Here is a 23,361-nt window from a genome sequence, read left to right on the forward strand (position 1 = left end):
GTTAACTGATATTGACCCGTCCGGCCGCTTTTAAAATTCTGTCGTAATTGACGATGGCGCGCTTACCGCTTTGCTCGGCGTATCGTACTGCTTTTTCTCTAGGCATTAAGGCGTCTTCGGTCCACCATTCCGGGTGGGTCAGCACTTGTAAACGGCTTATTGTTTTATCATTCAATACATCCAGTAATTTTTCATAACGCCAATATCCATTGGAATCAGAACAGTAGGATACGTTGTCTCTAAAAAAACCTGAATAAGTATTTATCATCCCGGCATAATGATCATGGCGAAAGCTTAACGTGAATTCATCCGGATTGTGGAATGAAAATACGTCCAGTTTCTGTTCAAACAAATTTTCCAAAATATGTTTTTCAAAATTCAACCAATAAACCAGTTGTTGCGCACTGCTTATGTGGTAATAAGCTGCATCAAAATGTAAGCCGATACGATGGCCGGCAGCAATGATTTCCCTGATTAACTGTTGTGCGGCAAAATCCAGGGCATTATAAAAATCATTATGCAAGTGAATGAAATAAGTCGCTTGCACTTGCTGCCTGGCTTCAATTCTGGCTAAAGTTACTGCTTGCTGCAACGACATGTCCACGTCATGCCGCCAGACAACAAAGCGGTTGTGCGTGTTCAATTCGGTGTAGGTTTTAAATGGAAAATTCTTCACTGCAAGCTGCAGCAATTTCTCATACTCAACCAGCGTAAACTCATGCGGCAAATAGGAATGCATACTTCTTCCTCAGTACAAGCATGGGCGAATGCTGATAAGCATAGGCCCTCATTAAGATTTTTTTCTGGCAACGACCGTGATCCCCGCAGGTTCAATGACATGGCGCACCACCTCCATGGACATGTCCTGACACCATTCCTGCACTTCTGCAAAAGTGTGACGATGCGCATTGCTTGGCGCATACCAATCGTAATTAATATGGTTCATTTCTTCCAAAGAAAGAGAAGGATGATAATACGCCTTAAAAATATGCCAGTAAAATAAGCGTTGCAAGTTGATTTCACCTGCGGGAATATCAAGAAGTTCAATGCCTTCCGGCACCCGGATGGTTATGTCCAACTCACCCAAAATCTTTCCTAATTTGGTCAAAGGCTTAACGGCTTCCCAAGCTTCTTCTGGGGGCATCTGCTGCAGCTTCGCGCGTATATAATCATCAACAAACTCACGAATCGGGCCTTTTTTGTTGTAAATATAAAACATAAAAAAACCGTTGGGCTTTAATAAGCTGGCCAGTGAAACAAATGTTTTGCGGGTATCATCGGTATGGTGCATGACCCCTTCGGAAAAAATGATATCAACCGAACGCGCTGACAAAGGCAGTTTGGTGATATCGGCTTGCATAAAAGCAGCATTTGCAAACTGCCTGGCAAGCATCCTTTCCCGACACACATCCACTGCGGTGGAAACATCGATTCCCAAATAATTGACGTGGTTAAAGTGCTCGCCCCACAATTCAATGGCAGACATGCCCGCACCGCAACCAGCATCCAGCAGTACTGGTCTATCCGGGAAGCAAGACAAAATCTCATGGACATCGCCGTAACGGCTAATTAACCAAGCACGCATACGCGCTAACATGGTATCGGATTCAAAAGTTTCCTTTTTCGACCATTTGAATCCAAACGATTCTTTTGTCTGCTCTTGCTCAACCGAACAATTATCATGGATACGCAAGATCCCATCGCTGAACACACAAGGCGAGCCATTAATCTCCCGGCATGCCAGCAATGGTTCACTCACTCCCAGCAAATTTAAAAACCATTGCGGCACGTCGTCTGCAACGGCGCCGATCATGTGATCGTGCAAAACATTCGCTTCAATTTTCATAATAACAATCCTGTGTTTAATTTGCTCACGCAAGCATTACTGGCATCTGGACATAAAGCAGAGCAATGCTTAACTCAAGGGAGTGATGGTGACTGGAGTACCAAATGCTTTGCTATGGCTAGGTATGTCTTTATTAACCAATGTATTTGCGCCGATCAAAACGCCATCCCCAATCTTGATGCCTTTTTGTATGATGGCATTAGGACCAATGTAACAATTATCACCAATGCTGGTTTCTGCATAACTGTACCTTTCTTTACCACCGCTTAATGCCCAGCGAATACTATCATGAGAATAAATTTGTACTCCAGCCGAAATCGAACAATTGCTGCCAATTTTAAGACCGCCGGATGCGTCAAGAATCACCGCAGGGCCTATCCACGTGTTATTGCCGACCATGGGTTTCCCCAACACGATGGCGCTGTCGTAAATGCTTGTGCCTTCACCAAAACCGAGCAGTTTTGCTTTTTCCCAGCGATCGATAAAATAGTCCCCCATGGAAACTACCCGGTCAAATTGTTGCTGCTTTTCATGAATAAGCTTGGCTAGCAAATGTTTTATGCGCGTATTTAGCCAGGTCAAAGAATTAAACATCATAGACTCTCAAAAAATACTCAAAATTAATTAAAGACCATAATAATAAGCGGCAATTTTTATTGCCGCTTAAATGCTCATTGATGTGCTGTTCAATCAAGCCTTTTTCCAGATATTGCTGCAATTTTGCTTCTTTACCCAACAGGGTACGACGCACGAAATCATTACTGTCTTTTTTAAACCACGTGTTATCGGGCGCTGAAAATCCTTGTTTCACCGCACTGGTATAAGCTTCAGGCATGTATTTACGCAAGGCTTTGCGAAGAATCAATTTGCCATCATTCGTTTTCTGATAATATTCTTTTCGTTTGTTCCCTACAGTGTTTTCATCCATGCGCAGCAATTCATCGAGTTTGTTTAATTTTAAATGCACAGGAATTTTTTGCGCGAAATCCACCAAGTCATTGTCCAAAAAGGGTACGCGGGTTTCCAGAGAATGCGCCATCGATAATTTATCTTCAACGACTAATAAACCATGCAAAAAAGTTTTGGCTTCGAAATAGAGCGAATGGTTAATGTAATCTTGCGGCGTATATAATTGCTCGGAATGATGCTTAAAGACCGATTCAAAAATATCCCGGGTACAAATATGGGAAACCTGGTCCCAGATAGGTGAAAATAATTGTTTGATTTGCGTATCCGGCAATAGCCTTTGCCAAAACTGATAGTATTTATCAATATAATCACTGAAATTATCGTTTTTTATTGCACGGTAATAACGCCATGGGTAGCCACCGAATAATTCATCGCCGCCAGCTCCGGATAAAACTACTTTTACAAATTTGCTGGCTAATTTGGAAGCATAATAATTAGGATAGCTTTGACCGACGCGCGGTTCTTCCAAATGCCAGGTAAAGCGCGGCATGCAACGCTCCATATCCCCGGATTTTAATACCATTTCATACTGCTCAGTTTTGTATAGATAAGACAGTAATTCCGATTTGGCGCGTTCATCATAACCAAGCTCAAGGCCCGAAGCATTATTCAAATCAAAACCAACGGTAAACGTTTTAATATAAGGCAATTGTTTTGCCGCCACCGCTGTAATAGAACCACTGTCCATGCCGCCGCTTAAGTAAGAGCCAATTTCTACATCGCTGATCAATTGCCGATTTACTGCTTGCTCGAATAAATAACTTAATTCGGCAAGATAATCTTCTTCTTTTTTTACCAGTAAAGGTTCTCTGAAATCAAAATCCCAATACTCTTTTTGCACCATCGATTGCGTTTGCAAATCAACTTCCAGATAACTGCCTGCCGGCAAGAGGTTTATGCCTTTAAAAAAAGTCTTATCGGTAAAAAAATTCTGAAATGTGAAATATTCAACCAATCCTTCCTGCTCTAAAGAAGGTTTTTCTTGCTCGTATGCTAAAATTGCCTTGATTTCACTGGCAAAAATAATTTGGCGGGCTGAATTTATTGTGTAGTAAAGCGGTTTGATGCCATACCGGTCGCGAACGAGAAAAACCTTTTGGCGAAGCTTATCCCATAGAGCAAAAGAAAACATGCCATTAAACTGCAATATGGCTTCAATACCCCACTCGCTGTAGGCATTTACCAAAACTTCGGAATCGGTGTCGGAGAAAAACTCATAATCACGGGCAATGAGCTGCTGCCTGATTTCTTTATAATTATAGATTTCACCATTGTATGTAGCCCATACGGTTTGCGCTGCATTACTGATCGGTTGGAAACCTGAGGCGGATAAATCAAGGATCGCCAAGCGTCTGTGCCCGAAAAATAAATCCCAGGATTGTTGTTGTACATGGCGTACCGCCTCAACTTCATCAATGCAAGGAAAATAGTCAAACGCATGGACAAACTTTTTTTCAGTCAACACATGCGTCAATTGGGCTTCTTGATTCACGGCACGGGTTTGCCCAAGCAAATAACCAGCACCATCAGGGCCGCGATGGGCTATGGCATCACACATCAGTTTGATGTTATCCGCGCTTATCCTCTTGGCAGATAGAGAAATAACGCCCGCTATTCCACACACTGCATCGCCTCGTGAATATGATGAAGCACATAGGTAAATTCATCTTGCGTCATTTGCGCGTACAAAGGCAAAGCCATGCTCAGTCTATCCGCTGCATAAGCTTGAATAAAATCCTGCTTGTGCAAATTATAACGGGCTGCATAATAACCCAACGTATGGACAGCATGAGTGCCCTGCCGTGTGGCTATTCCTTGTTCTTCAAGCCGCTGCATCACTTGATTGCGTTTTAAATTAATTTCATCTATTAATTCAATGGTTAAATTGTCAAGGTTATGACCTAAAGTAAATAAACAGACATAAGACTGATAACCATGGATGTATCCGGCAGGGGTTATTGGTGTTTTAAGTGCGGTGATTTCTGCCAACGCTTCATCGTATTGGCGAGCAATATTTCGCCTGCCATCCATAATGTCTCTGCTTTTTTGCATCTGGCAAACCCCTAGGGCACCTTGGAAATCCGTCATGCGATAGTTATAACCGCGCATGGTGAAATCCGGTAATAAAGAGCCGCCTTTTTCCTGGTGTCTTTGCAAATCAGACTTGGATGCACCATGATCACAAAGCTGTGCTACGGTTTTGTAGATTGCTTCATCATCGGTAATGAGCATGCCACCTTCACCCGTAGTGATGGATTTGCGTGGATGAAAGGAAAAGCAACCCACATGTCCGATCGTACCTGAATGATGCCCTCCTACCCAGGCATCGAACCCACAGGCTGAATCTTCTACTACTTTAACGCCATAAGCTGCAGCAAGCCGCATGATTTCCTGCAAGTCAGCGCACAAACCAAATAAATTTACCGGCATGATGGCTTTAATGCTGCAATCTGCTGCCAATAATCCGGCTAACTGCACGGTATCGATGTTAAATGTATGTAAATCAATATCGCAAAAAACGACTTCGGCACCCGTGTATTCTACTGCATTTGCCGAAGCCACGTAGGTGAATGAGGGTACAACCACTTTGTCGCCCTTACCAATTCCTAAAGCTAACAAAGCTAAATGCAATGCCGTAGTGCAATTGCTCACGGCTTTTGCATAGTTACTTTTTGTAAAATCTGCAAACAATTGTTCGAATTGTTTTACATAAGGTCCTTGCACTACCCAGCCACTTTGCAGTGGTTTTATAATTTCGGTGTATTCGCGCTCATCAAAAACTGCTTTGGTAATTGGTATATGCTTCATTCTGTTCCCTATCCAATTTTGGCATGCTTTAAGCAAACTCTGTGGCTTGTTCTTCTTTTTTAAATTCAAATTGTCCGGTTTGGCGCCAATAAATTAATTTTCTCAATCCCTCTTCCAGGGAAAACCGGTATTGGAAATTAAGTTCATTTCTTGCCTTGTCCACCGCCCCAATTCTGTTTTTTACCAATTGACGCGCATCATCAGCACTATAAGGCTTATAAATTACCTGCCAATGTGCATGCTTTAACGATAAAATGAGATTGCATAATTCTCTTATTGAAGTTTGCACGCCGGTGCCTACATTATAAAAACCGTGGGTAACATCAGCGGTCAGCGCATTGAGGTTAGCGCGAGCTACGTCTTCTACGTAAATGAAATCATAAGCCTGGCTGCCATCACCATTTACAACAGGCGCTTCATTGGCATCAATTTTATTGAGCATGACCGGGATAACCCCGGAGTATACAGCGTGCTGATCCTGTCCTGGGCCATATACATTCATATAGCGAAGGCCAATGACTTCAAGACCGTAGCGATCATAAAAGGCCGTACACATTGCCTCGCCTGATATTTTGGTGGCACCATAAAAATTTTTATTATTAAAAGGGTGTGATTCCTGCATGGGAACTTCAACAGCATCCCCATAAACTGATGCACTTGAAGAGTAAATGAGTTTTTTAACTTTATGCTTCACGCAAGCTTCCAGTACATTAAACGTCCCGGCAATATTGACGTCAAATGCAGTGCGCGGAAAATCTTTACAGTGTAAAAGCCACATGGCGGCTAAATGAAAAACATAATCCATTCCTGCCACGGCTTTGTCTAAAACATCAAGTTCACGGATATCACCGCCATAAGGAAAGACGGAACAACGTGGATCATTCAGACAATCTGCTATATTCGATTGCTTGCCACGCGCAAAATTATCATAAATCACCACTTCAGCGGCATTGGTTTTTAAAAGCTCGCGCACTACAAACCCGCCTATAAAACCTGCCCCGCCGATAACCAGGATTCTTTTGCCACTTAAATTCACCTTAACTCCTTACTAGCAAACCAAGTCAGTAACTGGCTTTGTATGCAATGCTTCTTTGACAATAAACCTTGAAAAACTGAACGCGCTTGTAAATGCTGGGGAAACTGCATTTAAAACATGCGTTTCATTTTCAGTGTTCCTAACCATAAAGTCCATGACTAATTCTTTATTTACATGATCAAATAATTGGGCACGTATACCGACTTTCTCGCTTCTGATAAAGTCATGTGCTTGCAACCGTGGTACCAAAGTGCGTGCTGATTTAACAAAAGACGATTTAATAAAACGAAAAATTTCCGCATGCGTGTAAGTGCGAAACCCCTGCCTATTGTGCCAGTATTGCCCTGCCAAAGTACTCAATGTATTTGCCGCTTCCATAAGCTTAATCCCCCGCAAGCCTTGGTAATGCTCTCTGCCCAAGGCAGGAATGGCGGTAGGTCCTACATAAATTTTACCTGTAATGCTCTTGGTAAAATGTATGCCTAAAAAAGGTATATTCATCTCCGGCAAAGGATACAACAAATGATTGATACGGATACTGGAATTGGGCTTTAACTCATAATAAAGCCCTTTAAAGGGAATCATGGAATAGCGCTCATCCACTCCGCATGCTTTAGCTATGATGTCTGCATGCAATCCGGCTGTATTGAATAAATGTCCATAAGAAATAAGCTGCTTACCTGCGCGCAACTGCTTGTCTTTAACATGGATGTCGGAACAACCGGCATTGAAAAGGAAACGCACACCCGCTTGCGACAAATGCTGATGAAGATGCGATAAAATAGCCGTAGGATCCACTACTGCCGTTTGCGGCGAAAATATGGCGGATGCAATATTGCCATCCACTTCTGGCTCCAGCTTTCTAAGCTCACCAGCATCAAGCAAATGCACGCTCGCACCATTAACAACAGCACGCTGATAAAGCGCTTGCAATGCAGGATCATCTGCCTTTTTTCCTGGAAGGATGAGTTTCCCTGTGCGGGCAATGGGGAGATGGTATTCGTCACAATAAGCAGCCAGCAAGCGTGAGCCTTGCAAACAAAACTTAGCTTTTAGACTGTCATTTTTATAATAAATACCCGCATGCAACACACCACTGTTGCGACCGCTTGCATGCAACCCTACTTGTTTTTCTTTTTCAACAATTACAATGTTCGCATGAGGATGAACCTGCACGAGTTCACGCGCCACACTCAAGCCCAAAATCCCGGCACCTATGATAACGTAATCCGCGCAGATGGAATGACTTAACATAAAATTTTAACGATTTGCTCCGCTGCATCGCCATTGCCATATAATTTATCCAATGGTAACGAAGCATTTGTGGATGTTTTTAATAATTCCAATAAAGAAAAGGGTTTATCGGGCGAGCATAAACGATTCCAGCCAGCATCCACCAACTCTACCCATTCCGTCTCGTCACGCAAGGTAATGCAAGGCACACGGTTAAAATAAGCTTCTTTCTGCACGCCCCCAGAATCCGTGACGATCCAATACGCATCCTTTTCCAAAGCCAGCATATCCAAATAACCAACAGGATCAATCAAAGTAAGGTTATCCTGTAAACTCTTTAAAAGCTGCAATTTGTCAAGCGCATTGCGTGTACGCGGATGCAATGGCAGGATGACTTTTATCAGCGTGCTAAGCTCCAATAATGCTTTACAAATATTGCGCAGGCGCTCAGGACAATCAGTATTTTCCGCACGATGGATTGTCACCAGACAATAGGATTTAGGTGTAAGATGAAGCTTTTCCACCATGGTTCTGCGCTGGGAATTGTATTCATTATAATAAAGCGTTGCATCGTACATCACATCGCCCACATTGAATATTTGTTCCGCGGCAATGCCTTCTCTTAACAATTGTTGTACACCATTATCGGTGGGTGCAAATAAAATGCTGCTTAAATGATCGGCCGTGATGCGGTTGATTTCTTCCGGCATTTTGCGGTTAAATGAGCGCAATCCTGCTTCCACATGAGCCACAGGAATATGCAGTTTAACCGCAGCCAAGGCACCGGCCAAGGTGGAATTGGTATCGCCATAGACTAATACCCATTTAGGCTTTTCGTGCTGTAAAACATCTTCAATAGCCGCTAACATTTGCCCAGTCTGTTTCCCATGGGAATTGGAACCTATATTTAAATGATACCCGGGCTTGGGGATACTGAGTTCATCAAAAAATTGCTCCGACATATTGGCATCATAATGCTGGCCTGTATGAATGATAATCTCCTGCATATCTTGCCTTTGCGCAATGACTCTGGATACAGCGGCCGCTTTTATAAATTGTGGACGCGCACCGACGATGGTACATAACTTCATGATTGTCCTTATTCCTATGCTTGCGATACGAGCTCGACTTGGCCGGCCCGGTTTAGATACAGTTCCCCTGTCTTTTCACAACGCGCAGCTAGGCTGCCATCGCTTTGCTCTGCAAATTTAAGCTGCTCACCAAACCGGCTCATCCAGCCGATTTGCCGCGCCGGCACTCCCACCATGAGAGCATAAGCTGGAACATCACGGTTAATCACCGCCCCGGCTCCCACAAATGCATACTCGCCAATCGTAACACCGCAAACGATCGTGCAATTAGCACCCAGCGTAGCGCCCCGCTTTATCAACGTGTTACGGTATTCATCTTTGCGTGGAACGGCTGAGCGCGGGTTATAAACATTGGTAAACACCATGCTTGGTCCGCAAAAAACATCATCCTCAAGCGTCACATTATCGTAAACGGATACGTTATTTTGAATTTTTACGTTATTGCCGATAGCGACATGATTACCTATATAGACATTTTGACCGAGGCTGCAATTCTCTCCAATGCACGCGCCTTTACTGACGTGCACCCAATGCCAAATGCGGGTACCTGTGCCAATTTGCGCACCTTTATCAATAATTGCCGTCTCATGGGCTTGATAAGACATGGCTACAACTCCAAAGGCAAGTGTACAGTTTGGCCATCACGTGCAGAACGATAAGCAGCAATAAGCACTTCCAGCGAAGTTAAACCCTCGCGCCCGTCTACTAAAGGTGTGGCAAGGCCCTGTAATGACTTGATGACATTTTCATAATAAAGTGGATGACCAAAACCATACACCGATGTGGTTTGGTAACTGGCTTGTCTTATTTCTTCGTCATCCGGCGAAGAATCTGCAAACTCCCAGTGTTGGATTTCATTCACTGCAATGCCGCCGATGCGTACACTCCCTTTTTCCCCCAGGATGGTAATAGACCCTTCGTAATTTCTCGGATAAGTGAGCATGGTCACACTGACTGACCCCATGGCACCGCTTCGCCAGCGAATGTTCATTACGCCCGTATCTTCAGCTTCAATTTTTCTTGCCAAAGTAGCTGTCATGGCTTGGACAGACTGCACAGGGCCTAATAACCAGTGAATTAAATCGATGTAATGGCTTGCCTGGTTCATAAAGGCACCGCCATCCATTTCCCACGAACCCCGCCAGCCGCCTTGATCATAGTAATCTTGCGGTCTGGTCCAAAACACATTGATGTTGGCCAAATAAATTTTGCCAAAACGGCCGCCATCGATGGCTTTCTTCAATAACTGTAGCGTCGCATTCAAACGATTTTGCTTGACGACAAAAAGCCTCACACCTGCTTCAGCACAAGCATTTACCATTTGTAGTCCATCCTGCCAGCGGGTAGCCATCGGTTTTTCAGTTATTACATGACGTCCAGACTGCGCTATCTTAACAGTCTGTAAAGGGTGCAAACCGCTGGGAGTGCACAAGGTGATGACATCCGCATCAGTGAAGCGTAACAAATCATCCAAATGCCGATAGCCTTCGACCCCATACTGTTTACTGGTTTCCTGCAAGGCGGATTCATCTACATCACAAACTGCAGTGAGGCTTAAAGTATCTTTATGTTGTTCAATAGCTTGCAAGTGATTTTTTGCAATCCGCCCACATCCTACCAATGCAATGTTTATTTTTCTGTCAGAAATAATCCACGGAGCTTTACTCATATTACGCACTCACAATATTATTCTGTTTGAATTGTTTAAATGCACCACGTGTATCTACGATTAATCTTGCATGTCGAGCAATCAATTCATAATCAAAAGCCCGGTGCGCGGTAGCCAGAAGAACACAATCATGATGCGCTAGCATTTCGGCATTGATTTCAACGCTGTGCAAATCAAAATGATGTGCACGCATGGCAGGGAAAACAGGCACATGCGGATCAGAATAAGAAACTTCCGCTCCTTTGGCCTGCAATAACTCCATAATTTCAATGGATGGAGATTCACGCATGTCGTCCACATCACGCTTATAAGCGATACCAAGAACCAAAATTTTGCTGTTTTTAATGGCGCGTTCACGTGCATTTAACGCATCCGAAACTTTATTCACTACCCAGTGCGGCATGCTGCTGTTAATTTCACCAGCCAATTCAATGAAGCGGGTATGCAAGCCATATTCCCTTGCTTTCCAGGTGAGATAAAAAGGATCAATGGGGATACAATGCCCGCCGATCCCAGGACCTGGATAATAGGGAACAAAACCGAACGGCTTGGTGGCAGCGGCATCGATTACTTCATAAATATCAATATCCATTTTATCGGCCAGGATTTTCATTTCATTGACCAAACCAATGTTTACTGAGCGATGGATGTTTTCAAGCAGCTTGGTCATTTCAGCCACTTTTGTGGATGAAGCAGGTACGACTTTATCGATTACTGCAGAGTAAAGCGCAACTCCTGCCTGGAGACAATGGGCAGTTTGCCCGCCACAAACTTTAGGGATGCTGGCTGTGGTGTAATGAGCATTGCCCGGGTCTTCCCGCTCAGGGGAATACACGAGAAAAACATCCTGGCCAACAATCAACCCCGTACTTTCAATACGCGGCTTTAATTCTTCTTCTGTCGTGCCAGGGTAAGTGGTACTCTCCAATGAAATCAATTGCCCTGCGCGGATGTGCGGTAACAAAGCGTCTGTCGTTTGCAGCACATAGCTTAAATCAGGCTCCCGGTATTTATCCAGCGGGGTCGGTACGCATAAAATGAGTGCATCGGCTTCTTTGCTTTCCGCAAAATCCGACGTGGCATGGATTCTATTTTTTACCTTAGCTACATCGGCAGATGGGATGTGCTGAATGTAGGACTTACCCTGATTCAGCAATGCATTTTTTTTCTCGTCGATATCAATTCCAATTACGCGATAACCCACTTCCGCAAAACGGAGCATTAGCGGTAATCCGACATATCCTAAACCCACAATACCAATAATTGCTTCTTTGTTGTTAATTTTTTTTACGAAGCTATCTAACATAATGTTACCTCATCCGTTTCTATCAGGCTTCTTCTTACCGCTTTATTGCTTATACCCCAACTTTTTCGCGCAATACTTCCTTTAAAGCACCGCAAATTTTTTGCTGGTCATCTATCGTTAAATAGGGATGCATGGGGATGCTCATCACCCGGCGCGCAGCATTTTCCGTGTGCGGATAGCTTTGTCTGCCCGGAAAAAGTTCTTTAAAGATTGGTTGCTCATGTAAACCCGCCGGATAGTGCACAGCCGTAGGAATACCTAGTTTTTGCAAAGCTTGCTGTACGGCATCCCGATTGGATACTTCGATGGTGTATTGAGCAAACACGCTGGTATTATGAGTTTTAACGACCGGCTTTCGGATTTCTGCGGGCAGCAATTGTTGATAACGATCTGCAACCTCTTGCCGTAACACGACTTCTTCGGGGAAAATAGCTAATTTTTCTAATAAAATCGCCGCCTGAATGGTATCCAAACGTCCATTGATACCTAAGCGGGTATGATGATAGCGCCTGGATTGTCCATGCGTGCGGATTTCATTCATCCGTTGTGCCAGCTCGGCATCATTGGTGAAACAAGCGCCCCCATCCCCATAACATCCCAATGGTTTGGATGGGAAGAAACTGGTGCAGCCGATGGTGGTTAAACCACAGGATTGCTTACCTTGATAAGTAGCACCAAAGCTTTGCGCTGCATCTTCGATAACCGGTAAATTGTATTTTTTTGCTATTGCATTGATTTCGTCATAATCAGCGCACTGGCCATACAAGCTAACTGGAATAATAGCTTTGGTTTTAGCAGTAATCGCTGCTTCGATTAAGCTTGCATCGATGTTGTAGGTATCGGGATGAATATCTACGAACACAGGCTTTGCACCCAGGAGTGCAATGACTTCCGCCGTGGCAAAAAAGCTAAACGGGGTGGTAATCACTTCATCGCCCGCACCCACACCCAAAGCCATCAAGGCAATGAGTAAGGCATCTGTCCCGCTTGCTACAGCTAATGCATGGCTTACGCCCACATAATTTGCCAAAGCTGTTTCAAGCTCAGTGATTTCAGGCCCCATGATGTAAGCGCCGTGATTTAATACGTCTTTAAAACGCGCAATCAGGCGATCTTCAATCCGGTTGGATTGTGTCTTTAAGTCGATGAATTGCATAATGTATCCTTAATTCTTGGATTTGCTTACAGACTTGCCCTCTTAAAGATATTTCTTTATTTCAGGGGCATAACGTTGATGGGTTTGCATGCAACGCTTGATGGTTTCCATATTTTGTTGAGTCCATTCGATGGTTCTTTTTAACCCTTCGGGTAAAGAAACTTCCGCTTTAAATCCGAGTTCCTGTTGGGATTTTTCAGTATTGCCGTGCCGCTTGCCGGAGCGATCCCAATTTCTCGCAGGCAAATTATCAATCTGAGCCTGATTCCCGGTTATCTCATTAATCATCACGGCGAGATCCCGGATTGATGTTTCTACGCCTGAAGCGATGTTGTAAACGCCGCCAGCCTCGCCTTTTAACGCACAGGCAATAAGCCCCGCTACAATATCATCTACATAAATAAAATCCCGGGTTGCAATGCCATTATTCTCCAGTGGCAGCGCTTCCTGATGCAAGGCTTTGAAAATAAAGGTTGGTGTTACATTTCGCCAAATAGTATTCGCATTGCCGCGCCATAAGCCTGCACCCAGGATTTCACCAGGTCCATAAACATTTTGGAAACGGGCTTTAACGAACGGCATGCCGTAACGCATAAAATAATAATTGCCATAAAATTCGCCGAATATTTTCGACATTTGATATGGGCTATCCAGGTACAGCGAAACATCTTCTTGTTCAACAGTGGCTTCGGCATGTTCAAACGTTTTTTTTGCAACGGTACAACCTGCAGAAGAATAAACCACTTTTTTTAATGACTTGAATTTGCTTATGCGCTCAAACAGTTTTAAGCTCGTTAATGTATTGTTTTCATGATCTTTCAGTGGATCTTCAATAGAACTTTGGTTACCGTGATAGGTTGCCAGGTGAAAGACATAATCCAAATCTTCTGGCAAGTGATATAAAACGTTATCTTCCGTAATTGAGGCATGAATAAATTGTACATGAGGATGCTCAGGGACACGGGTGATATCAGCGGACAATAAATTATCAACAACAATAATTTCTTGTGCATTACATGCAAGCAATTTCTGAGTCAAATTGCTGCCAACGAAACCAGCACCGCCCACTACCAATATTTTTTTACCTGAAAAATCTGCCATGGTATTTTTACTTCCTATCATTTACGTATAACCTGGTGAATATGCACCCGGCGAAAACCCGGATACCTTCCGGCATCCAGGCTACATTCTATTGCGCTGACCCAACCTTGCTATGCTGGCTCGGTTTCCACTGCACGCAAATGGGTAAACGTTTGTTCAATGCCATATTGTTTATAATATTCAATGGCGGCTTTCACCCCTTCTACCAGCGGAGTTTTAACATCCCAGGAAAAATCGTGATTGGTACGGGATGGGTCCAGTAAGATGGTATATGCATCATCCGGATGACGCTCGCGCACTTCGACTTCTTTCTCCAAAGTCATGTTTAAAGCGGCAAGGGTCGCATCGAACAATTCTTTAATGGAGAAATCGCTGCCAGAAGAAATATGGTAATAGCCATGTCCTTTGCCATCAACGGCCCGCTCAACGCAATCAACCAAATCCTGGATATAAACAAAATCACGACGTGTGTCCATCACAAAACAAGGTTTGCCTGAAGTCAGACGATGGTAAAAAGTCGGCAAAGGGCCGCTGATATTGCGGGGGCCGTAGGCATTGGCTAATCTGAATGAAACAAAATCCAAGCCGGACAATTCAATATAATGTTCACCGGCAGTTTTGCTAATGGCATAACTGCTGCCGCGCGCATCAAAATGGTGGGTTAAGGAAATCGGTTGTTCTTTAGGGTTTAAACCGTAGCAAAGTGCGGTTTGGAAATAAACAAGGCGCTTGCACCCTGCATTTTTAGTGGCAGAAACTACATTAACGGTTCCCAAGACATTCGTTTGGCAATCTTCTACCCAGTTGTCCGGATCTTTATAAGAAGCTGCAGCATGAATGACGACATCGGGCTTGAATTGAGCAAAAATTTGGTGCATTGCGGCCGTATTAGCAATGCTTTCTTCTATAATTTCCAGGTTTTTATGAGGTTTTAAATTATCACGGCGACCTGTGCTGAAATTGTCAATCACCAAAACCTGATCATTGCGCGCTAATAATCTATCCGCCAAGTGTGATCCAACAAAACCAGAACCGCCTGTGATTAAGACTTTCATACGTTACACTCCTCATGAACAAAATTGTTATTGTAATTTAACATGGCGCGAAATGTTTGAGCTTGGTCATGAAACTGTTGCTGCCAAATCTCATAACATAAAAATCCCCATATTTTTCGGCTAAATTTCCCAGTGCTACCGAAATTCTTTATGATTTTTTCATAATCAATAAAATTATTTTGCCGGGCTAACCCTGAATGCAAAATATCTTGTACATAATCCTTCAATTCGCCCTGCATCCATTCGCTCAGAGGTACAGGAAAGCCCATCTTATCTTTGCGGTTGCTGATTTTCGCAGGCAAAATATGGGAAAAAGTTTGCTTCAGCAAATGCTTCATACGACCATCAGCAAACTTTATATTGGCAGGGATGGTGGCCATAAACTCAATTAAAGGAGTATAGAGAAACGGTACTCTGGCTTCTAAACCATGCGCCATGCTCACCCGGTCTTCCACATGCAGCAAACTCGGCAGCAAGCATTTAAAATCAAAATGGGTCATGCTGTCGAAATAAGATTCCGCTTTTTCAAACTTGGCTGCATTAAATACATCCAAAAACTGCTGATAAACGTGCTCACGCTCACCCGCTGTCAAGTGCACTTCACCATCCAAGTCAAGGCCGCGATCGACTAATGAAAAATAACGCTTCTCCAGCGGCTCAAACAAGCCATGGCTCCAAAACCGTTTTAATAATGGTTTATAAGCATTTAAAACTTCGAGGTTTGGAATAATGGATTCTGCCGTGACGACGAAGTTACCTTTTTTATAACTGCCTTCAATTGCGGCTTTCATGCATTGTTCGAAATAAGCCATTACATAGCGCGCATAACCACCAAATATTTCATCCCCGCCCTGGCCACCAAGCACTACTTTGACGTGTTTTGCAGCCAGCTCAGAAACCATATATTGCGGGAATACTCCGGGACCTGCCACCGGAAAATCCATATGATAAATAATCTTGCTAAAATGCGCTGCGAATTCTTGTGCAGTGATATCGCGCACATGCAAAGAAGTGCCACATTGTTGGGCAGCATGTTGTGCATACTCGCTTTCATCATAGGCTTTATCTTCCAGAAAACGGCCGTGAAAAAATGGCAATGCTTGATTTTTCTCATGAGTTGCCAAAATACCTATGAGGCTTGAATCCACTCCCCCGCTGACGTAAGCACCGATATTGACGTCGGCACGCAAGTGCAGTCGAATGGATTCATTAAGAATTTCTTCCAAACGATTCGCAAAATAACGCGCTGTGTGGTCGTAATCGATGTGATAATGAACATCCCAATACCGCCAGATTTTTTCACCATTTGCAGTAATCAACATGGCATGCGCCGGCTCCAATTGGAAGACGTCATGAAACAAGGTTTGCTTACCCATTGGGTATTGAAATGTGATGTATTCGGCAAATGCCTGACGTTCTGTTTTTATTGAGCCTAAGAAAGGCAGTAAGGCTTTACTCTCCGAGGCAAAAACAAACGAGTCATCCTGTTTTGTATAATAAAAAGGCTTGATGCCGAATTGATCGCGGGCACAGAATAACTGTTCACCATCCCAGATTGCGAAAGCAAACATGCCCCTGAAATGCTGGACGCAATCAACGCCGTAAACCTTGTATGCCGCCAGAATGACTTCTGTATCTGAGTTAGACGTAAATGTCCAATGGGCTGATAAGGCTTGCCTGAGTTCAACGTGATTGTAAATTTCCCCGTTATAAACAATGACATCGCCAGTAGGGGCAATCATCGGTTGGTGTGCATGCTGAGATAAATCAATGATGCTAAGACGGCGGTGGGCTAATCCTATCGAGTTTTCTTTATTTGTCCATATTCCCTGGTCATCTGGACCACGGTGTGCGATGAGTTTATTCATCACTGCAAGTTTATGTTTTAAATTTTCAATTTTTATTTTTTTTGTGTTTAAGATACCTGCTATCCCACACATATAAAATCATTCCTTTAAATTTGTCTCATGTGCGCATGAAAACGGATGGTATAAGTTTGGGCGATACTATCAATCCTATATTCTTTAGTCAAATTTGAGCCATTAATTTGGCTAAAACGGAAGAGCGACTGCTCTTGGCATGTTAAGGCGCAAATCAAGTCATGATCTTCTAAAGTTGGGAACAATACGGATTTTCCAGCCAACACATTTTAAAAAAGGATATCGCAAAAACCTGTCATTTAGCGATATACTGATTGAATGAGTAAAAACAGGAAAACTGCATGACCTTAAAGGCCATGTATGACAATATTGCCGGCCATTACGCTATAGCCAATCGATTTGGTTCCATAACTAAATCTCACCAATGCGCCATTGCCCAGATAAAACATGCTCACCTGGGAGATAAATCATACCTTAAAGTATTGGATTTGGGAGTAGGGAATGGGGCATTTCTGAAACAACTCGCTGCAGTCATGCCGCATGCCGAGTTTACGGGTATTGATGTTTCCTCGGAAATGTTAAAACGTGCGCAGCAAACCCTGGATTTGGTGACCATCGAAGGCAGTGCTACGGAAGCAAGTCACTTCTTGCCTCATCACAGTCAAGATGTGGTCCTGGCGCATTTTGTCAATGCTTATATCCCTATCAAAACTTTATTTAATCAAGCTCGGCTTTTAACGCGTGCTAACGGTCATTTTTCTTTAATTACAACGACTTATGATTCTTTCCCACTTGCCCAGCAACAATTGGCCAATTTCATTTCCAATGGCTCTATTCTAAGCCGGATCGTTGGCCATTATTATAAAGCAATTGTGAAAAATACTACCGTAGCAGCAGGCGAAGAAGAATTACTACAAGCATTCGTTGATCATGAATTTCAAGTAGTTGAACATCAGCGCCTTTATATTCCAATCGTTTTAAATAATATTGACGAATTGGCTTTATTTGGCATTGAGGGCACGTGGTTTCTAAACAGTTTGACTATTCGTATGCTGCCACGCAATTTTTTATTGCAGCGTTTAAAGCGTTTATTCAGCAAGATTTTTACATTTCCTTATCAAGACACGCATGTAATAGATGTGATTCTGGCTAAAAAATAAGCTATCTAACCAAAATAATTACATAAGAATTTCAATTCATAAATTGCTTTTCTTGGAATTAAACATCTGCATGCTTAGGTTTGCGCAAGCATTTGGTTCTTCTTTGGCAGTGAGCAGACGAGGATCATAGCGGGAAAATTTTGCGCTGCGAGGGCGATGGACGGCTATTTGAAATTCCTTTTCAAACTCGAGGAATTCCTTTGCAGTAAAAAGCTCGGAAAGCGGTTTAACGGGAATTTTATCTTCTGCATAGAATAATACTTTTTTTTCTATTTTTTCCAATTTATCCAAGTACTGTAAATTATTAAGGGAAAAATCATGCCGCAATTCGGCGTGACATTGCGTCGTTTCTTCCAACAATTGCTGCAATTTATCTTCTACCCGAAGAAGGGGAATGGATGAAGGTTCGGCTATTGTGCTTAGTTTTTTCTTAGACAATCCAATTTCATTGAGCTGATTCTCGGGAATTTCTGCAGAAGCTTTCCAAAAAACCGATTTTAATAAAGCCAATAAATTCAGCATCGTGTGGCCCTTTGCAAGTGATCAGCAAATAATGCAATTCTTTTAATAACCATGCGGCTTTAAATGAAACTGCTATCTAATTAAGATAGCACATGTTAACGCGTACTGATTGCATTATGCGGTATTCGGGGCCTTCCTGATGGGTTGCTCAAAAGCCGTTACAAACCTAAATTATCGCGTTTGAAGATGCGATCAGCCCGATAACTTGAGCGCACGAAAGGACCGGAGGCCACTTCAAAAAAACCTTTTTGCAAACCTATTTCACGAAGTTTTGCGAATGTTTCAGGCGTTACATAGCGGGCAACAGCTAAATGATTGCGCGTCGGTTGCAAATATTGGCCTAAGGTTAAAATATCGATGTGATGGGCGCGTAAATCATCCATGGTCTGCATTATTTCCTCATCGGTTTCCCCTAAACCAAGCATCAAACTTGTCTTGGTTAACACATCAGGGCGATACTGTTTGGCGAAAGCCAACACCTGGATGGTTTGCCAATAACCCGCACGATTATCTCTTACCGGATGAGTAAGGCGTTCTACTGTTTCCACGTTTTGTGCAAACACATCAACTCCGCTGTCTAACAATACAGCCACATCTTGTTGCTTACCTTGGAAGTCCGGAGTCAATGCTTCTATTTTGGTTTTAGGGCAACGGAGCTTGATGGCACGAATGGCAGCTGCATAATGACTGGCACCGCCGTCTGGCAAATCGTCGCGATTTACCGACGTCAATACCACATAATCCAAATTCATCAACTCGACTGTTCTGGCTGTATTTTCTGGTTCTTGCGCATCCAGCCATCCATGCGGGTTACCTGTATCAACGGAGCAGAAACGGCATGCTCTTGTGCATACGTCTCCCATCAACATGATGGTTGCTGTGCCATGTGACCAGCATTCGGCTATATTCGGACATTTGGCTTCTTCGCAGACCGTAGCCAACCGATGTTCTCTAACTTGCTCTTTAACCTGCGTATAAGCCGGGGTTATCTGATTTACGATACGTAACCAGCTTGGTTTGGGCAAACGTTCCTGGGCCAGGCTTCCTGTTTTCACACCATCCTTAATTGCAGTGAAGCCTTGTTTAGTCGTATATTTCTGCCCACTTTCAACAACAACCGGAATATCCGTTAATTTACCCATAATCACACCTACCTGCCGTAATGAAGTGATGATCCCAAATCAAGAGGCCCAGATCAAGCTCTTGGCCCACCACTCTTGTCTATCATGCAACAAAAACATCATGTTTGCTGCTTTATACATTCCAGCAAGGCCGCAGCATGAGAACCATCGCATAAAGGCGGTTCCTGGGTTTGCTTGCAGCCGCAAAAAAAGACAGTTTCTGTAACAATTGCATGGTATATTACCTGCTGCTGTTTACATTCTTCGCGATCATAATCGCATAATGGCTGCGTTTCGCTTTTCCCGCATCCGCACCAAGCATAAATTTTTCCCTGTTCTACCTCATAAGCTATCGGTAGAAATTTTTTATACATTTCCTTGTCTGTCATGTTTTCCCACGTATAAACGGCCAAAAAGAAAAGCTGCAATGATCACACCCACAGAAAGTGTAAAACTGGCGAGCAACTTAGGATAAATGATTAAAATCGCACCTATGGTTGCCAATATAAAACAGGCGGAAATTTGCAATATTTTTTCGTAGCGGGTGAAGCGACGATAGCGACCCAGTAATAAATAAAATAATAGAAAAACAAGCAATGGCAATGTGTAAATAATTTGATAAAGTACGTGATAGGCAAAAAATTTTGCAGGTGTCAGCACTTGTTTTGCTAACCATTGTTCAAAAATCAAGGCGATATTCAATGCACAGGTTTGTTGGAAAACTTGTACGGATAAAGCAGTCAAAATCACTAATCCATAAATGCCGACATTGGGTTTTACTTCCTTTAACTTATGTCGCCACCAGTAACGCAGGATAAAGATCCACAGCAAAATTCCTGCCAAGAATACTGGCAATCTCAACCAAGATAAAAACGGGTAAAAATAAGCAAAATGAGCTTGGGAGAAATAATGGATACTGCCTAGCGATAAGATAAAAACAAGCCCAATGCCCAAGCGCCTGATGCTTGATTTTGGGCATAGCCAGAGAAAAGCCCAAAAAGCAGCAAAGCTGAATAGGGAACAGGGACTAAACGCGTCCATTAATGCCGAAGTGATAATAAATTGAATGGGAGTTTTGCTTACATTCACATCAATTTCAAACTGGTTAGCCGCCCCCCATTGCCTTAAGAGATTGATGGTTCCCTGGCTTAGCTCGCCTCTTTGACTAATTTGCTGGCGGCAATAATTTAACGCACGCAGTAAAACCTGGCCCGTACTCTTCATGTCTGCAAATCCGGCCCAGCGCGAGTCGCAAAAAAATACTGCCGGAACTGAAAAATTGGTTGAATTTTGTTGTTGCAAGTGTTTGTAGAAGTTTTGTAATGCAGATTTATCTTGATTAATGAAATAGCGGTTCACTACTATCCATGGCCGCTCTTTTTCCAATTTCTTAAAAAATTCGTCTGCCTTATGGCAATGGGGGCAGGTGGAAGAAAGAAAGACGTCTACATGGATTTTGACTTGTTTGGGCGCGTTACTGTACCAGACAAATTGCGGGGCGGCATGAGGCAGGGAAGCAGAAATAAAAAGGAAGCAAAACAAAATAATTTTGTTTAAAACACGCATCCGTGTTTCCAGAAAAAATTAAAGTAAAAAATATAGCATGATTTGCATGATAATACACACCTTGCAGGATGATTCTGCAAGGTGTGGCGTATTAAATCTGCCGCAGTTTTTCACTGCGCGCAACGCGCTCACGCTGGATCAGCAATAAATTCCTAGTATAAATGAACACACCGGTGGACTGACCTAAAATGAACACAGGGTCGCGTTTGTAGATGGAATACAGCAACAAAGTGATCCCGCCCAACAAGCTTAAATACCAGAAAGCTACGGGGATAACGCTGCGTTTTTCTTTTTCACTTACCAGCCATTGTACGATGAAACGGGCTGAGAAAATAGCTTGCCCTAATAAGCCTACAGCCAGCCAAATGTATTCAGCACTCATTACTTACCTCCGGAGCACATGGGCGTTTGAGCAGCCAGCGCATACCTATCAAATCATGTATCCCGACAAATAAACGGTTCATAACCCCATATTTTGAAACTCCATGCCGGCGCGGCCGGTGATTGACTTGGATATTCACCAATCTAAATCCTGCACGCTTAAACAAAGCCGGTAAAAACCGATGCATATGATTAAAGTGCGGTAAAGCCAAAAAAGCTTCGCGCGGAAACAATTTCAAACTGCAACCTGTATCCGGGCATTCATCATTTAACAGCCACCGCCGAATGCCATTCCCTATCCGCGAGGAAAGCCTTCTCAAGCTATTATCATCTCTTTTTTTACGATTACCCAAGACAATGGTATGCGCATCAGTGAGTTTTGCGAGCATGTTTGGAATATCAGCAGGATCATTCTGGCCATCGCCATCCATGGTAATTAACCAGGCATTACGCGCAGCCTTCGCACCTGTCAATAAGGCGGCACTTTGCCCATAATTTTTCTTATGGCATACCAAGCGCAAATGCTCATGCTGCCTGGCCAAAGTTTGCAATTTTTCTTGCGTACCGTCAGTGCTTCCATCGTCTACAAAAATTACTTCAAAACCATGAGGCGTCTTTGCTAATACACTTGCAATTTCTTGATAAAGTTCAGCTACATTATCTATTTCATTGTAAGTTGGAATGATTATTGACAGATCAAATTGATACGCGAAAGACATCCTTTAGATACCCAATCGTTAAAAAGTTAGCCATTATATAGCATATGAGCACATGCGTTCCAGCTAATCCTGACCATATCATTAATTTGCTGTATTGGCATTGTCTTGCAGTGATGCAGCCCAATTTTTCTGCCGTACCCAGCACCATAACAATCCTACTTCCAAAAGCGCCAGGTAAGCCGCTATCAGTACATCGCTTAGATAATGATGCGTAAGCAAGATACGCGAAATGGCTACAAAAAGACCAGCCGCTATCCATGCATAACCGTAGCGTGGAAATAAAATGCTTAAACCAAAAACCAAACCCATAATCGTGGTGCTATGGCCTGAAGGAAATGACCAGAAAGTCGACTGCGTTTGCAGCCCGTAAAATCCATAAAGCTGCTCTTCAAATAATAACGATGGACGCGCCCGCCCTAAAGCAATTTTGAGGCCCAAGCAAATCAAGCTTGGGAATGCCACACACAACCATAAAAACCAGACGCGCACTTCCCATTTGTAATTCCGTGCCACAAACCTAAAATATAAAGCCAGTAAAACCAAAGAAACGAGGTAAAAACCTCCTAAACCCACTTTGGTGATCCAGTTCAAAATCGCTAAATTGGACCTGAGATCAACTTCATGGAAGTATAATGCAATAGGCTTATCCAAATATAAAAATGCCAGCGACACAAATCCTAAATAAAAAACGGCCATCCATGGTTTCATCATAATCATTAATAAACGGTTAAACGGTGCCATA

At 43.1% G+C, this 23,361-nt stretch carries 23 protein-coding genes; 1 reads left to right on the plus strand and 22 read right to left on the minus strand.

The window, feature by feature from the left end:
* Nucleotide 1: 1 nt before the first annotated feature.
* From ELY11_RS02830 to asnB (ELY11_RS02900), 15 genes are all read right to left on the minus strand, one after another.
* Entirely contained in the window at nt 2-739 is a 738-nt protein-coding gene (locus ELY11_RS02830; protein WP_126953089.1) for a polysaccharide deacetylase family protein, read from the minus strand.
* Nucleotides 740-790: 51 nt separating this feature from the next.
* A complete protein-coding gene (locus ELY11_RS02835) occupies nt 791-1,846 on the minus strand; it encodes a class I SAM-dependent methyltransferase (protein ID WP_233579596.1) in 1,056 nt (351 codons plus the stop codon).
* Between the two features lie 69 nt (nt 1,847-1,915).
* Nucleotides 1,916-2,443, minus strand: coding sequence for an acyltransferase (locus ELY11_RS02840; protein WP_126953088.1), 528 nt, complete (start codon nt 2,441-2,443; stop codon nt 1,916-1,918).
* Complete coding sequence (asnB, locus tag ELY11_RS02845; RefSeq protein WP_127032492.1) at nt 2,433-4,439, minus strand: asparagine synthase (glutamine-hydrolyzing); 2,007 nt, start codon at nt 4,437-4,439, stop codon at nt 2,433-2,435. Before asnB (ELY11_RS02845) ends, ELY11_RS02840 begins: the two co-directional genes overlap by 11 nt.
* Nucleotides 4,427-5,623 carry a DegT/DnrJ/EryC1/StrS family aminotransferase gene (locus ELY11_RS02850; RefSeq protein ID WP_126953086.1) on the minus strand — a complete coding sequence of 399 codons (1,197 nt, stop codon included), beginning with the start codon at nt 5,621-5,623 and terminating at the stop codon, nt 4,427-4,429. Before ELY11_RS02850 ends, asnB (ELY11_RS02845) begins: the two co-directional genes overlap by 13 nt.
* Before the next feature lie 28 nt (nt 5,624-5,651).
* A complete protein-coding gene (locus ELY11_RS02855; RefSeq protein ID WP_126953085.1) occupies nt 5,652-6,659 on the minus strand; it encodes an NAD-dependent epimerase/dehydratase family protein in 1,008 nt (335 codons plus the stop codon).
* A gap of 12 nt (nt 6,660-6,671) precedes the next feature.
* The gene (gene lhgO, locus ELY11_RS02860) at nt 6,672-7,913 is read right to left on the minus strand and encodes an L-2-hydroxyglutarate oxidase (protein ID WP_126953084.1); all 1,242 of its coding nucleotides are present in this window, start codon (nt 7,911-7,913) and stop codon (nt 6,672-6,674) included.
* Complete coding sequence (gene wecB / locus ELY11_RS02865) at nt 7,907-8,983, minus strand: non-hydrolyzing UDP-N-acetylglucosamine 2-epimerase (protein WP_126953083.1); 1,077 nt, start codon at nt 8,981-8,983, stop codon at nt 7,907-7,909. Before wecB ends, lhgO begins: the two co-directional genes overlap by 7 nt.
* Before the next feature lie 14 nt (nt 8,984-8,997).
* Nucleotides 8,998-9,588: an acyltransferase gene (locus ELY11_RS02870; RefSeq protein WP_126953082.1), complete on the minus strand. Its 591-nt coding sequence runs from the start codon at nt 9,586-9,588 to the stop codon at nt 8,998-9,000.
* A gap of 2 nt (nt 9,589-9,590) precedes the next feature.
* On the minus strand, nt 9,591-10,652 hold the full coding sequence (locus ELY11_RS02875) for a Gfo/Idh/MocA family protein (protein WP_127032493.1): 1,062 nt from the start codon (nt 10,650-10,652) through the stop codon (nt 9,591-9,593).
* A 1-nt stretch (nt 10,653) separates the two neighbouring features.
* Nucleotides 10,654-11,958, minus strand: a complete 1,305-nt coding sequence (locus ELY11_RS02880; RefSeq protein WP_126953080.1) for a nucleotide sugar dehydrogenase — start codon at nt 11,956-11,958, stop codon at nt 10,654-10,656.
* 49 nt (nt 11,959-12,007) lie between these two features.
* Nucleotides 12,008-13,114 carry a DegT/DnrJ/EryC1/StrS family aminotransferase gene (locus tag ELY11_RS02885; protein ID WP_126953079.1) on the minus strand — a complete coding sequence of 369 codons (1,107 nt, stop codon included), beginning with the start codon at nt 13,112-13,114 and terminating at the stop codon, nt 12,008-12,010.
* Between the two features lie 42 nt (nt 13,115-13,156).
* On the minus strand, nt 13,157-14,236 hold the full coding sequence (locus tag ELY11_RS02890; protein WP_199737572.1) for an NAD-dependent epimerase/dehydratase family protein: 1,080 nt from the start codon (nt 14,234-14,236) through the stop codon (nt 13,157-13,159).
* Between the two features lie 89 nt (nt 14,237-14,325).
* On the minus strand, nt 14,326-15,270 hold the full coding sequence (locus ELY11_RS02895) for an NAD-dependent epimerase/dehydratase family protein (protein ID WP_127032494.1): 945 nt from the start codon (nt 15,268-15,270) through the stop codon (nt 14,326-14,328).
* The gene (asnB, locus tag ELY11_RS02900) at nt 15,267-17,210 is read right to left on the minus strand and encodes an asparagine synthase (glutamine-hydrolyzing) (RefSeq protein WP_126953077.1); all 1,944 of its coding nucleotides are present in this window, start codon (nt 17,208-17,210) and stop codon (nt 15,267-15,269) included. The genes ELY11_RS02895 and asnB (ELY11_RS02900) overlap by 4 nt, the downstream gene beginning before the upstream one ends.
* A 281-nt stretch (nt 17,211-17,491) precedes the next feature.
* Between asnB (ELY11_RS02900) and ELY11_RS02905 the strand changes: the two genes are divergently transcribed.
* On the plus strand, nt 17,492-18,310 hold the full coding sequence (locus ELY11_RS02905; RefSeq protein WP_126953076.1) for a class I SAM-dependent methyltransferase: 819 nt from the start codon (nt 17,492-17,494) through the stop codon (nt 18,308-18,310).
* A gap of 36 nt (nt 18,311-18,346) precedes the next feature.
* Here ELY11_RS02905 and ELY11_RS02910 read toward each other — a convergent pair whose 3' ends face one another.
* The 7 genes from ELY11_RS02910 to ELY11_RS02940 form a co-directional block, all read right to left on the minus strand.
* The gene (locus ELY11_RS02910; protein WP_127032495.1) at nt 18,347-18,832 is read right to left on the minus strand and encodes a hypothetical protein; all 486 of its coding nucleotides are present in this window, start codon (nt 18,830-18,832) and stop codon (nt 18,347-18,349) included.
* 158 nt (nt 18,833-18,990) lie between these two features.
* On the minus strand, nt 18,991-19,974 hold the full coding sequence (lipA, locus tag ELY11_RS02915; RefSeq protein WP_126953074.1) for a lipoyl synthase: 984 nt from the start codon (nt 19,972-19,974) through the stop codon (nt 18,991-18,993).
* 98 nt (nt 19,975-20,072) lie between these two features.
* Nucleotides 20,073-20,342, minus strand: coding sequence for a CDGSH iron-sulfur domain-containing protein (locus ELY11_RS02920; protein WP_126953073.1), 270 nt, complete (start codon nt 20,340-20,342; stop codon nt 20,073-20,075).
* Complete coding sequence (locus ELY11_RS02925) at nt 20,320-21,519, minus strand: thioredoxin domain-containing protein (protein WP_126953072.1); 1,200 nt, start codon at nt 21,517-21,519, stop codon at nt 20,320-20,322. Before ELY11_RS02925 ends, ELY11_RS02920 begins: the two co-directional genes overlap by 23 nt.
* A gap of 91 nt (nt 21,520-21,610) precedes the next feature.
* Entirely contained in the window at nt 21,611-21,901 is a 291-nt protein-coding gene (locus tag ELY11_RS02930) for a lipid-A-disaccharide synthase N-terminal domain-containing protein (protein ID WP_126953071.1), read from the minus strand.
* The gene (locus ELY11_RS02935) at nt 21,891-22,619 is read right to left on the minus strand and encodes a glycosyltransferase family 2 protein (protein ID WP_126953070.1); all 729 of its coding nucleotides are present in this window, start codon (nt 22,617-22,619) and stop codon (nt 21,891-21,893) included. The genes ELY11_RS02930 and ELY11_RS02935 overlap by 11 nt, the downstream gene beginning before the upstream one ends.
* Before the next feature lie 81 nt (nt 22,620-22,700).
* Nucleotides 22,701-23,360, minus strand: a complete 660-nt coding sequence (locus tag ELY11_RS02940; protein WP_126953069.1) for a phosphatase PAP2 family protein — start codon at nt 23,358-23,360, stop codon at nt 22,701-22,703.
* Nucleotide 23,361: the final 1 nt, after the last annotated feature.

This window comes from Legionella septentrionalis (assembly GCF_003989745.1).
GTDB lineage: Bacteria > Pseudomonadota > Gammaproteobacteria > Legionellales > Legionellaceae > Legionella_A > Legionella_A septentrionalis.